Raw genomic sequence first — 13,716 nt, 5'->3', positions numbered from 1 at the left:
GCAACAATCCTTACGATAAATAATATCTACCCACATCGGTAATAAGCTTTTTTGCAAATTAATCCGCATCGGTAATTTGGATATATGATGCCACAAAACCAAGAATTGGTAATCAGTTGTGGCTTAAAAACAACCTTGTAGCCAGTTTATTTCATTTGCACTCATTGCGATAACATCAAAACGGCAGGGTGGATTGAGTTTTTGCCGTTGTAAATAATGATCAGCAGCCTTGCGAATACGGGTAATTTGCTTGTGAGTTAGCGCATTGATTGCACCACCAAATTGGTTCGATGCCCTAAATTTCACTTCAACAAATACCCATACATCATGTTGGCGCATCACTAAATCTATTTCACCAAATGGATAACGAACGTTAGCTTCTACAAAGATCAGACCTTGTTGTTCAAGATAAGTTCTGGAGCGTTGCTCTGCTAACTGGCCGCGATTCATAGCGGTTTTAGTTGCCCTTGAGTGTATTTACCCCATGATAATTGGCGCTCAATAACGCCATTTGGCTTAACCGATAATGCACCACTACGGCCCATAAATTGGTAACCCGGGAATGCCCTCATCTGCGCTAAACGATTGACCAGTTCGAGCGAGTCAAACCCCATCACGTAAAGACGCTTTTGACTGTTGCTCCAACTGCTCCAAAGTTCAGAAACCAGCTGAGTTTCTGAACTTTGACGCATTAACCAAGGAATATCGCTAATCATTAAGTTATTTAAATCTTGCGCCGTTTGAGATGACTCATTTTCAACACGGCTGCGGCTGCTTGTATAAAGCGCAATAGGCGTTGAAAACACACTAAAGTTAACGTCTAAAAACGGTTTTAATAAGGCAAGGTCTTGCGAGCCTGAAATCAGGTAAATCGCATCAATATCCTGGCGAGAACGAAAATCTGATTCAAGACGACTGCCCAGCAAATCACGCATTCTGCTAATTCGAGCCTGGCTGTCATTAACGCCCAATGCAGTTTGGACCGTCACCTTCATTTGATCGCCTGCATCGTAATAATGCACTTCTGCATGGTTGCTGGTTAAGCTTAGCCAGGTTTGTTTAAAGCTGTCGGCCATGCGTTTACCAATAGGGTCGTTACTGGCCAATAATAGTGGTAATTTCACACCATCACTGAACAGTTTATGCGCGGCGTCGCTGGCTTCCTGTGCAGGCGATAGCGAAAAGTAAAACTGGTTCGGCTGTGGATTAAAATGCTCAGTTTGATTTAAATAAAGCTGCGGAATTGTACTCTTTTGCTTATCGTTTATTTTTTGCAGCTCTTCTACTTCATTTGGTAATAACGGCCCAATGATAAATTCAGCGCCTTGAGTGACGGCCTCATTATACGCCGCTAAAATACCTAATTGAGTGTCATAAAAGTTAATGGCGACATTGATATCATATTCAGACAAATAGCTGGCCAGAATTCCTTGGCGAATTGGCTCGGCAACCGCAGCGCGAGGGCCGGTTAACGGTAAAAGCACGGCAATGTTTTGTGGCCTAAATGGCTTAGCGCTTAAGGCTTTTTCTAAATCAGCAGGCAGCTTTATGGCCGCTGGGTGATAAGGATTATTACGCTGCCATTCGCCAAGGTAACGAACAAGCTGCGTTGGTTCAACCGCATAGTGTTTTGCAATGTATGATAATTGTAACCAACCAGCAAAAATGGGGTTAGAAGGATCGCGCATAAATGATTGCACGGTTTCTTCTTGTAATGGCTGTAAAATTGCCCAAATGACATTATTAACCGTTGTCGTTTCAGACTTAGGTAAGTAATTACTCAGTAAGCTCAGTTGCTTGACTTGATCAATTGATTGTTGAGTATTTTTAAACAGTTTAGCTTTATATTGATGATAGCTCGCCATTTGCCAGCGAGGAAGCTGCCAATGTGGTGGATATTGCAAGATATCTAATGCGGCCTCACTGCTGGTTGTTTTTTCAGCGATGCGAGCGCGTAAGTAAATATGTTCTGCTTGTAGCGTAGGCACATTAACCATCGACTTTTGCATTGAGGTTAAAATATTAGTAGCAGAGTTAACGTTACCATTATTAATGTATGCATGAGCCGCCAGTAATAAATAACGGTCACGCTTTTCTGGTAAACTGCTATTTTTGGCTTCGGTTAAGTAGATTTTAGCCGGATGTTCGGCGGCAACCAATGATGTGCTTATTTCAACGTATTCTCTTTGCTTTCGCTGTTGCTCGGTAGCACAACCTACCAACAAGACAGAGAAAATCATCGCGCACACTAATTTTGTTGTATTCAGTCTTTTTAACACTTGGCTTCACTCTGGTAAGATACTGTTACTAGTTTAACCTGCTCTTACGCTTGGCGAAAGTATCAGGTAGATTCATTATTGAGGTAATTATGGACCAAATGGTCTCGCTGTATATTGTTCCCACCCCTATCGGCAATTTAGGCGACATTAGCGCTCGTGCATTAGAGGTGCTGCAACAGGTCGATTTAATCGCTTGTGAAGACACGAGGCACAGTGGCAAGTTGCTGAGCCATTTTGGTATTGAAACCCGTAAAACGGCTTTGCATGACCATAATGAGCGCGACCGTGCTCAGTGGATTGTTGAGCAATTAGCCTCAGGCAAATCGATTGCACTGATATCAGATGCTGGCACACCGTTGATTTCAGATCCTGGATATCATCTCGTTAATCATGTTCGCCAAGCGGGTTATCGCGTTGTGCCTTTACCTGGCGCATGCGCCGCGATTACAGCATTAAGTGCTTCTGGTTTGCCGTCAGATCGTTTTAGCTTTGAGGGTTTTTTACCATCAAAAGAAAAAGCCCGTATCGACAAACTTGAAATGCTCAAAGAAGATCCTCGAACCCTTATCTTTTACGAGTCTCCACATCGAATTGTATATAGTTTAAGCGCGATAGCACAAGTGCTTGGAGACGATAGGCAAGTGGTTATGGCGCGTGAGGTGACTAAAACCTTTGAAACATTCTTAACCGGAACCGCAGCAGAAGTACTGGCAATGGTAGAAGCTGACGACAATCAGCAGAAAGGTGAAATTGTGTTAATGTGCCACGGTTTTGCATTGTCTGATGAAGAAGGTATACCTGCCGTTGCTGTAGCTACATTAAAACTGTTAAGTGAAGAATTACCGCTTAAAAAAGCCGCCGCTATTGCAGCTCAAATTCACGGCTTAAAGAAAAATGCCTTGTATAAATACGGCCTAGAACTGGATTTATAACCGCGAATGCTTTTTAACATTGGTTTGTCGGCTTGCTTAGGCTATAATCCGCGCCGAGTTGGCCAGACAGTTGCCGCGTACTTAGGTACGGGGAGGAAAGTCCGGGCTTCAAAGAGCAGGGTACCAGGTAACGCCTGGGCGGTGTGAACCGACGACAAGTGCAACAGAGAGGAGACCGCCATTTTAGCTTTGGCTAAAGTGGTAAGGGTGAAAGGGTGCGGTAAGAGCGCACCGTGCGGCTAGCAATAGTCCGTAGCAAGGTAAACTCTACCCGAAGCAAGACCAAATAGGGTTCCATTACTTTAAATAGTATATGCGCTGCTCGCGTAGGAACCGGGTAGGTTGCTTGAGCCTGTGAGTGATTGCAGGCCTAGATGAATAACTGTCCACGACAGGACCCGGCTTATCGGCCAACTCAACCTCTTTAATATGAAAGGCCTTGCAGCAATGCGAGGCCTTTTGTTTTTTACTCACACCATAGTGCGTGAGGGTATTGCCGGCACTGATGTGGTCAAATAAATAACTGTCCACTCCACGCTCAACCAAGGCATGGCGGCTTATCGGCCAACTCAACCTCTTTAATATGAAAGGCCTTGCAGCAATGCGAGGCCTTTTGTTTTTTACTCACACCATAGTGCGTGAGGGTATTGCCGGCACTGATGTGGTCAAATAAATAACTATCCACTCCGCGCTCAACCAAGGCATGGCGACTTATCGGCCAACTCAAACCTTTCGAAATAGAAGGCCTTGCAGCAATGCGAGGCCTTTTGTTTTTTACTCACACCATAGTGCGTGAGGGTATTGCCGGCACTGATGTGGTCAAATAAATAACTGTCCACTGCGCGCTAAACCAAGGCATGGCGACTTATCGGCCAACTCAACCTCTTTAATATGAAAGGCCTTGCAGCAATGCGAGGCCTTTTGTTTTTTACTCACACCATAGTGCGTGAGGGTATTGCCAACACTGATGTGGTCAAATAAATAACTGTCCACTCCACGCTCAACCAAGGCATGGCGACTTATCGGCCAACTCAACCTCTTTAATATGAAAGGCCTTGCAGCAATGCGAGGCCTTTTGTTTTTTGACTCACACCTTAGTGCGTGAGGGTATTGCCGGCACTGATGTGGTCAAATAAATAACTGTCCACTCCACGCTCAACCAAGGCATGGCGACTTATCGGCCAACTCAAACCTTTCGAAATAGAAGGCCTCACAGCAATGTGAGGCCTTTTGTTTTTTTACTCACACCATAGTGCGTGAGGGTATTGCCAACACTGATGTGGTCAAATAAATAACTGTCCACTCCACGCTCAACCAAGGCATGGCGGCTTATCGGCCAACTCAAACCTTTCGAAATAGAAGGCCTTGCAGCAATGTGAGGCCTTTTGTGTTTTACTCACACCATAGTGCGTGAGGGTATTGCCCGCACTGATGTGGTCAAATAACTATCCACTCCGCGCTAAACCAAGTCATGGCGACTTATCGGCCAACTCAACCTCTTTAATATGAAAGGCCTTGCAGCAATGCGAGGCTTTTTGTTTTACCAATATGTGTAAAATCATCATAAATTCCAACATTTAGCCAACAACACAAACAAATGTAAATTATTAAATGATAATAGTTAGCATTTGTGTTTGGTGCTATATTGCCGACCAATTTTAATGCTGTCGTTGAGAGATATATGCAATTGAAAATGGTTAATCTTGGGTTGTTCAGCCTATTGTTACCTGTAATGAGTGTCAGTGCTAATGAGCCTGCTAATACAGAGCCAACAGAATCAATCGAAAAAATTTCAGTAATGGGTAGAGCGCAAACATTCTATCTTGAGTCTTCAAGCTCTGTTGGTACTAAAGTTGAAACTGACATGATGGACTTGCCGCAATCGGCGCAAGTACTAAATGAACAACTGATTGTTGACCAGGCCGCGCGCGAAATTACTGATTTATATCGTTCTATCGCAGGAGTGAGCGCTTACAGTTACTCTGGTGTAACCTTTCGTGGTTTTCGTGATGACAGCAATGTGTTTTATGACGGAATGCGCGGCGATCCTTTTTCTGACTTTGGTATCCCACAATTATTTAACGTTGAGCGTGTCGAAGTATTAAAAGGTCCTGCGGCTGCGCTATACGGTGGCGGAGAGCCAGGTGGCATGATTAATTATGTCACTAAAAAGCCAAGTTTCGAAAAAGAGACTGAAGTGACAATGATTGTGGGTGATTATGACCGCGTCGGTGGCTCAATAGACTCAAAAGGCGGTTTAACAGATAATCTTGCTTATCGTCTTGGTGCTTTTTATGAGCAAAAAGACAGCTTTCGTAATAATGCCGACGCTAAAAATACTGAGTTAGCGGGTGGGTTACTATTTCAGCTTGACGATAACACCGCACTAACCACTATGGTTGATTATATTAAGCAAGATTTGGGCGGCAGTCGGTTACGTGGAGTTCCAGTCGATGATGAGGGTAATTTTTTGGTTGACCCAAGTTATAACGCCAATGAAGCGTCTGACTATCAGGATTTAGAGGCATTAGTGCTGCAAGCGCAATTAGAGCACTTTTTTAGTGACAATTTTAGCGTAGATACCAAGGTGCGCTATGTTGATAACGAACGGGTTCAAGGGTATCACGAGTCGCAAGGCTGGGTTGATGTTAATGGCGACGGTGAAGCCAATGTTGATGATGAAACCATTAAACGTGAATACCGCAAACAATACCGTGCTAATCAAGAGCTGAGTCTTACCACTGACTTTGTTTATCGCCTTGAAAGCGCAATAGAGCAAACGGTGTTGTTTGGCGCTGATTATCATCATGTAGACAGTGAATATGATTATTGGCGCGCACGTTACGAAGCCGATGGCGTAGCCAACCTGAATATATTTGAGCTAAATTATGGTCAAAGCGACTCAGCTGATTACATATTGACGGATCAAAATCGCGACGGTGAAAAAACCGAACGTACGGGTTTGTACGCTCAAGACCAAATCACATTAACCGACAAGTGGTTGTTATTAGTTGGCCTACGTTATGATCATTTTAATGATTATGACAAAGAGAGCGGTTTTGAATTTAGCGACGAGCACGTGTCGCCACGCGCAGGCGTGGTTTACAAATACTCACCAGACACCTCATTTTATGTGAACTACTCTGAAAGCTTTAATCCAACGTCTATTGGCGATCAAGAAGATGCCGACTTAGATGGCGGTTTATCACCTGAAATTGGCGATCAAGTTGAGCTGGGTGTCAAAAATCAATGGTTTAATGGCCAAATGATGACCACACTTGCTATTTACCACATCAATAAAAAAGATGTCGCCATGAGCAACCCAGATGATACGGGTGCAGACGATGGGATTGCAGCACTCGTTAATTTAGGTGAAGTTGAAAGCAAAGGTGTTGAGTTTACTTTGGTTGGTGATATCACAACCGACTGGACCATTATGGCTAATTACGCTTACAACGATGCTCGCGTGACCCAGGGTGATCTTGATGACACCTATGCAGATGGCAGTCGATTTGCTAATGCCCCTCGTCACCAGGCGGGATTATGGACCCGTTATGATATTGACAGTTTGCATTCAGCCGTTGCATTTGGTGCCGATTATGTCAGTGAGCAAGTCAGCGCAGATGCACAAATCGTAAAACCTTATACCGTGTTTGATATGAGCTGGACCATCACATGGCAGCAAACTCAATACCAGTTAAATGTGAAAAACCTATTTGATAAAGAATACGCAGTAAGTGGATTTTCTGAGCGCAACGGTCATTTTCCTGGCGCGCCGAGGGAAGTTGTCTTACAAGTATCGCATCAATTTTAATGTTGTAGTCGCTAGGGTCTGTTGATCTTTGCTGTTTGAATTTTGTTCGAGTTAAAAACGTTTTAATCGAGGCGAATGGATTGATGCCTAGTCATCTAAGCAAAATCCATTCAACAAAGAGTAAAACGTTTTTAGCCGAACCTTTCAGGCAGCGTTTGTTGGCCATTTTTACTGCGTTATCGACTTTTTATGTAGAATAACTACACCTCAAAGTCTCTGCCTTGTATAAAAGACCAACAATTCGCTGCAAAAACAATCTTGAAAGATCAACAGACCCTAGGCTCGGTAGTATTGATAAACCGAGCTTAGCGTTAAAAATGGTCTTTAACCTGGAATCGAAACTCCCAAGCGTTGATGTCATTTCCCGATGTCATTGGCATGGCGATATCAATATGGGCAACGTTGCCATAACTTGATTTAGATGAGTACAACCTTGCGCCAATGCCGACACTGCCAATAATATCAGTGACTTCATTTAATTCATCTGAGCCACCAAAAGCATGGCCGACATCTGCAAACATTGCCCAGCCTAATTCGGCTAGCTGGTATAAGTTGATGTTAGGGTAATAACGGATTTCGCCGGTGAACAACCATTGATTATCGCCATGTTGATAGTCATTTGGATAGCCTCGTACGCCTGTTTCATCACCTAAAGCGAAGGTTTGGTCTAAATAATTATTATGCGATGTAGCGATCTTTGCTTTGGTATAGGCTGTCCACTTAGGGTTAATTTGATGAAAATACTCTGCCGCTAAACTGGCATTATAAAAATCTTGTTGCCCTGTTTCTATATCCGCCTGGCCATTTAGCGTCATTAGCAGTAATTGATTATCTTGTTGCCAGCCACGGGTGGTGAGTAAATTTAGGTGGTAGCCCAATTTTGCATTGTTCGCCACGTCATTGGTTTCTAAGCCTAGGGTAACAACATGGCGCCAACCTAGGTTAAAGTCTTCATTATTATTGATTAAATGAATGTTATTAAGCACAGTGTATTGATCTTGTAAGTACTCGTAACTTAACCAGGGGTATATAAAGTCGCGATCAAACGGCAATGTAGAGTCTGGGAACATTTCAATGTGATTAAATGTGTGTTTATCCTGAGTGATCCCAAGGCTAATTCGTTGTAAGTAATCATCTTGTTTATTGAGTAACCAACCAAAACCTATATTGGCGTAATCAATGATGTGTTCAAACTCGTAAATGTCTTTACCGTTTTGTCTGAGGGTGTCAATACGGGTGTCAGTTGACCAGGCTACGCCATACATGTCTTTTGTGTCGAGGGTGTAAAAAGGTTTGTTAAAGGCTAAAGCAGAGGCCTGGCCGTCACTGTTATCATAAAAATCGACGGCGATGTTGCCATGTTTTACCCATCTTACTGGGGCATCAAAGGCAAATTTATAGCCGGTGCGATCAGCGCTAGACTGGTACTTAATTTGGGTTTTAACCCCTAACCCAAGTAAGTTATCTTCTTTTATTCCAAATGAATATTTAGTGTCACCGCCATTCTTACTCAGACTCACAGTGGGTAACAAAGACCAGTTATCCCACGTTTCAACCAGTACAACATTTTCAATATTGTCTTCAGCCATTGGGTCTTTGCGAGCAATATTGATTTCGGCGTCACGGATATAGGGTTCGTAGCGTAGTAAGCGCTGGGCTTCTTCAAGATCTTTTTCAGTAATGTTATCGCCTACTTCAAAACTTAAACTGTTAAGAATAGTCGACTCTTTAGTGTTGATATGTAGGTAGTTTGCCCAACGATGTAAAAAAATCGCGTCTGGGGCTGACTCATCAAAAATAGGGTGGCTGATAATGACGATATTAGCGACCTCATCAACATCATGCTTGTTTGTCGTTGAGGCGGCGGGCAGATTGGCTACCGGCGCATCATTAGCACTGAGGCTAGGGTGAAAAAGCAAGATGACGATAAAAAAGGCTGCCATGACTACTTTTGGCATAAACTCGTCCTAATGATAGATTTTTGTTGTTTTTTTAGTGCGCTTTGCGTTAACGCTTTAAGTCATAACACACTTGAATCGTAAAATAGTCAAGTATTTAACGTTTTTATATCATGGTCAAAAAGCATCGGGGCTGCATAGTTTGCAGCCCCGATAATCTTGCGTATGTCGCATTAACCTGATGTTGTTTTTACAATGATCGTCTTGGAGGCACCACAACGTTTGCAAAGATAAGGCCTGCAATTAACGACATAAAAATTAAAAAGATTTGCGAGCCTAAATGTGCTTGGTTAAGCATAGTTTCACCCGATATCAGAGCGTTTAAACCAATATAGGTTTTACTGCCAGGCACCAAAATAACAATGCCTTGCAATAACGCTATCGACACAGGGGCTTTCATCCAGCGGGCATAGAGGTTTGAGTATATGCCAACGGCCAGCGCGCCAACAAAAATGCCAATCGACTCACCTAAGTAAATACCACCAAGCATGGCCGAGAAAAAGGCCACTATCCCGGCAAAAACACCCCAGGGCGAGTCTTTAAGGCGCGCTTTAAAAATGATCACTAACGACATCGACAATAACGGCACTGCCGACCAAATTGCCCACCGCGGCAGTGGAATGGGGTCAATATAAGTGACTTCACCAAATATGGCTTTACCTATGGTCATACCCAGCACAGCGCCAAAATACAGTTTAAATAACTGCATTACCGCATCCATAATGCGCGCCGTACCAGAGATTAAATCACGCGCCGCAAGCTCTGCTAAGCCAAGCGTTAGCGCCAAGCCCGGCACAAAGATAATAATTCCCGATAAAATGGTCACTGGTAAATTAATGCTGGGGTCAAACTGCGAAATAGCCGTGGCTAAAATTGCACACATCACCGCTGCCATAGGTTCTAGCATTTCAGCAACGCGTTTAGAGCGCTCAGCCCAAAATACTAGGCTGTATACTAATAACCCAAGCATCGCTGACCAAAAAACATCATGCCAACCGGTACCCATTAACATGGCAAATGCCCCGGCACTTGAGCCAAAAGCTAATAATGTTAACTTGTGACCATAGGGGTTAGGTTTATTGGCTATTTCTTCTAAGCGTTCTAGCGCTTCTTGTAAGGTGCGTTGACCAGAGCTCAGTTCTTCAACTAGCTCAAATGTGCGCGCCAAAGATCCTAAATCAAGGTCGCCAGGTTTAACGCGTGCTACATGGTTATATTCTTGTTCGGTGTCGTGTTGCAGTACAAAGGTCATTGAAGTGGGCGATATTAAAAAATATCCTTCGATACCTAAGGTACTACAAACTGTTTGCAAGTGAGATTCTAAGCGATATGCCGGTGTGCCAAACTTATGTAAGGCTTTACCTAATTTTATGATAAATCGACGTTTTTCTAAAAAATCCTGATTATCCACTGGGCGATAGTCACTCTTGTTAGGGTATAGGGCTTATTTGGGCGCGAATATTAACCGATTAGTGCGTGTGTTTATAGCCAAACTGATTCAAAATGTTGCTTTAAGTCACATTAGCATTGTCATATTAAATGTTGATGTCAAAATAAAAAAGGAATAACACATGACATTGATGGTAACAGGTTTATACGCAGGCTTAACGGCGCTTTTGGTTTTAGCATTATCATACAAAGTGGTTAAATTTCGTCGAGCCAATAAAATAGGCATTGGTGATGGTGGTCACCAGGGGCTGTCTATTGCCATTAGGGCGCACGGTAATTTAATTGAAAACGCACCAGTAGTACTTATTTTGTTGGCGTTGGCAGAGTTAAATGGCATGCCCGCCTACTTAATACACTGTTTAGGTACAGTTTGGATTGTAGCGCGTTTATTACACGCAATTGGGCTAAACCAAGGGCAAGGCGGTTATCACTTTGGGCGTTTTTGGGGGGTACTGGCGACCTGGATTGTACTGCTGGTTTTAGCTGTGGCTAATATTGGCTTCTTTTTAGGTTTATAAGTGCTTTGACAGTGGTGGTATTATCAGCATATCACCACTTTTTTTAGGGTTATTTAACGATAAAAATATTTCACTTTTGCTGCTTTTTTAGTCACACTTAATGCTTCTGTACTGCTATACTCCGCGTCCGTTAATGCGGCCGCACGCGATATTGCTACCGGACTCGGTACACGCTTCTCTCCATTGATTTAGGTTATATACATGCAAGTTGAGTCAACGTTATTTAGTTATCCCAAGTATTGGGCGCACAGTTTTGGTACTGCGCCATTTTTGCCCATGTCTCGAAAAGAGATGAACACGCTAGGCTGGGATAGTTGCGATATTATCATCGTAACGGGCGATGCATATGTAGACCATCCAAGTTTTGGTATGGCCGTAATTGGCCGTATGCTTGAAGCTCAAGGTTATCGAGTGGGGATTATTTCGCAGCCAGATTGGTCCAGCAAAGACGACTTTATGCAATTAGGTCGGCCAAACCTGTTTTTTGGCGTTACCGCCGGCAACATGGACTCCATGATTAATCGCTACACTGCAGACCGTAAATTGCGCCATGATGATGCTTATACTGCCGGCGATATAGGTGGTAAGCGCCCAGATCGTGCTGTAACGGTATATACCCAGCGCTGTAAAGAAGCCTTTAAAGAAGTGCCAGTTGTCATTGGTGGTATTGAAGCCAGCTTACGCCGCATTGCCCATTACGATTACTGGTCAGATAAAGTGCGTCGCAGTGTCATTTTTGACGCCAAAGCCGATATCTTAATTTACGGAAATGCCGAACGCCCGCTTATGGAAGTGGCGCGCCGCATTGCTGCAGGCGAAGCCATTAGTGACATTGATGATGTACGTGGCACCGCGGTAATGCGTAAAGACCCTATGCCAGGTTGGCGTGGTATGGACTCTCGTAAAATTGATCAATTACACAAAATTGATCCTATTCCTAATCCTTATGGTGCAGACGACGTTGGCTGTGAAAAGTTGTCAGGTCCAAGCGATAAGAAAATTTTTGATAACGATGCGCCCAAGCCAATTAGCATTCAACCGCCTCGTCCAAAGCCATGGGAAAAAACCTATGTGCTATTGCCTGCGTTTGACAAAGTCAGCGAAGACAAATATTTGTATGCCCATGCCTCGCGTATTTTACACCAAGAGCAAAACCCTGGGTGTGCACGAGCGCTATTTCAGCCGCACGACGCTAACCGTGGCGTATGGGTTAATCCACCTGCTTGGCCACTCAATACCGATGAAATGGACGCCGTATTCGATTTAGCCTATCAGCGTGTGCCACACCCTGTTTATGGCAAAGAGAAAATCCCTGCGTACGACATGATCAAAACCTCAATCAACATTATGCGTGGTTGTTTTGGTGGCTGTTCATTCTGTTCGATCACCGAGCACGAAGGGCGAATTATTCAAAGCCGCTCGCAAGAGTCGATCATTAAAGAAATTAAAGACATTCAAGAAAAAGTACCGGGTTTTACTGGGGTAATTTCTGATTTAGGTGGTCCAACGGCCAACATGTACCGCTTAGGCTGTACCAGCGAAAAGGCCGAAAAAACCTGTCGCCGTTTGTCTTGTGTGTATCCGTCTATTTGCGGACACCTTGGCACAGATCATAAACACACCATCGACTTATACCGCGCAGCTCGTGATGTGCCAGGTATTAAAAAGGTACTCATTGCATCGGGTGTGCGTTACGATTTAGCCATTGAAGATCCTGCCTATATCAAAGAGTTGGCCAAGCATCATGTGGGCGGCTATTTAAAAATTGCCCCAGAGCACACCGAAGAAGGCCCACTCAGTAAAATGATGAAGCCTGGCATGGGCACTTACGACAAGTTTAAAGAATTGTTTGATAAGTTTTCAAAAGAAGCCGGTAAAGAGCAATACCTCATTCCGTACTTTATTTCGGCGCACCCAGGCACTACCGATGAAGACATGATAAATCTCGCGCTGTGGCTAAAAGGGCAAAAGTTTAAACTGGACCAAGTGCAAAACTTTTATCCATCGCCAATGGCTAACGCAACAACCATTTATCATACCGAGCTAAACTCACTTAAAAACGTGAAGCACGACAGTGAGCAGGTGAGTGTGCCTAAAAAAGGTCGCCAACGTAAATTGCATAAGTTTTTATTACGTTATCACGACCCAGCAGGCTGGCCGATGATCCGTGAAGCCTTAATCGCTATGGGTAAAGAACACTTAATTGGTAACGGCCCACAGCATTTGGTGCCGCCTGAAACCCGTAACGAGCAAAACAAAGTGAAGTGGGGCCAAAAGCCTACTGCTAAAGCCAAAGACCAAGGTGGCCAAAAAGCCATGACCCGTTTTTCTGCCGACCAGTTTGAAGACCGTAAAGGGGCATCAAACGCAGATAAACCCAAAGCTAAACCGACAGGGCAAAAGCCAAAAGCAACGGCAAAAAACAGCGGTCAGCCAGCTAAAGCAACTGGGGCTAAACGACCCGCTAAAACCGGTTGGGCCACTAAGTCTAAATACGCTAAATAGTCAGTTAGCTATATATCGCGTTAACCACTAAACCCGCATTTATGCGGGTTTAGTTTATCTGGGCTTCATACCAATCAGTACAAGAATGTGATCATTCTTACTGGTTAAAACCACTTATAACGTCGTTAGACATTTTGAAGTTAGAACAACTAGCTCGCTGCAATTTCTGCCTTATTCTAAGCGATTTTTCCTACGCAATCTCTGAACACTTATTTATCCTGATTGGTATCACTTCGCAAAGCGTGTACTCTGTGTGCAAGA

8 protein-coding genes, 1 other RNA gene and 1 pseudogene are annotated in these 13,716 nt (G+C 43.8%); 6 read left to right on the top strand and 4 right to left on the bottom strand.

Annotated elements, in window-relative coordinates:
- Positions 1 to 123: 123 nt before the first annotated feature.
- A complete protein-coding gene (locus tag K8B83_RS21595) occupies positions 124 to 450 on the bottom strand; it encodes a YraN family protein (protein ID WP_223418847.1) in 327 nt (108 codons plus the stop codon).
- Positions 447 to 2,279 (bottom strand): penicillin-binding protein activator, encoded by a 1,833-nt coding sequence (locus K8B83_RS21590; RefSeq protein ID WP_188735691.1) that lies wholly within the window; start codon positions 2,277 to 2,279, stop codon positions 447 to 449. The genes K8B83_RS21595 and K8B83_RS21590 overlap by 4 nt, the downstream gene beginning before the upstream one ends.
- Positions 2,280 to 2,368: 89 nt before the next feature.
- On the opposite strand from K8B83_RS21590, the gene rsmI reads away from it, so the two are divergent.
- The 4 genes and pseudogenes from rsmI to K8B83_RS21775 form a co-directional block, all read left to right on the top strand.
- A complete protein-coding gene (gene rsmI / locus K8B83_RS21585; protein WP_188735689.1) occupies positions 2,369 to 3,211 on the top strand; it encodes a 16S rRNA (cytidine(1402)-2'-O)-methyltransferase in 843 nt (280 codons plus the stop codon).
- A 54-nt stretch (positions 3,212 to 3,265) separates the two neighbouring features.
- Positions 3,266 to 3,633: RNase P RNA component class A (gene rnpB, locus K8B83_RS21580), an RNA gene on the top strand.
- 1,271 nt (positions 3,634 to 4,904) lie between these two features.
- Positions 4,905 to 7,025 carry a TonB-dependent siderophore receptor gene (locus K8B83_RS21575; RefSeq protein WP_373284845.1) on the top strand — a complete coding sequence of 707 codons (2,121 nt, stop codon included), beginning with the start codon at positions 4,905 to 4,907 and terminating at the stop codon, positions 7,023 to 7,025.
- Between the two features lie 83 nt (positions 7,026 to 7,108).
- Positions 7,109 to 7,303, top strand: a pseudogene (locus K8B83_RS21775) (hypothetical protein); the annotation flags it as partial.
- Between the two features lie 33 nt (positions 7,304 to 7,336).
- Here the strand turns inward: K8B83_RS21775 and K8B83_RS21565 are convergent.
- Positions 7,337 to 8,983, bottom strand: a complete 1,647-nt coding sequence (locus K8B83_RS21565; RefSeq protein ID WP_188735686.1) for a ShlB/FhaC/HecB family hemolysin secretion/activation protein — start codon at positions 8,981 to 8,983, stop codon at positions 7,337 to 7,339.
- Between the two features lie 190 nt (positions 8,984 to 9,173).
- Entirely contained in the window at positions 9,174 to 10,394 is a 1,221-nt protein-coding gene (locus K8B83_RS21560) for a threonine/serine exporter family protein (RefSeq protein WP_188735683.1), read from the bottom strand.
- A 160-nt stretch (positions 10,395 to 10,554) separates the two neighbouring features.
- Between K8B83_RS21560 and K8B83_RS21555 the strand changes: the two genes are divergently transcribed.
- Both K8B83_RS21555 and K8B83_RS21550 read left to right on the top strand, forming a co-directional pair.
- The gene (locus K8B83_RS21555) at positions 10,555 to 10,950 is read left to right on the top strand and encodes an MAPEG family protein (RefSeq protein ID WP_188735681.1); all 396 of its coding nucleotides are present in this window, start codon (positions 10,555 to 10,557) and stop codon (positions 10,948 to 10,950) included.
- A gap of 201 nt (positions 10,951 to 11,151) precedes the next feature.
- Entirely contained in the window at positions 11,152 to 13,455 is a 2,304-nt protein-coding gene (locus tag K8B83_RS21550; RefSeq protein ID WP_188735679.1) for a YgiQ family radical SAM protein, read from the top strand.
- Positions 13,456 to 13,716 lie beyond the last annotated feature (261 nt).

The organism is Shewanella inventionis (genome assembly GCF_019931735.1).
Classification (GTDB): Bacteria; Pseudomonadota; Gammaproteobacteria; order Enterobacterales; family Shewanellaceae; genus Shewanella; species Shewanella inventionis.
The sequence above is the reverse complement of the archived record's forward strand: the minus strand, read 5'-3'. Positions and strand labels throughout refer to the sequence as shown.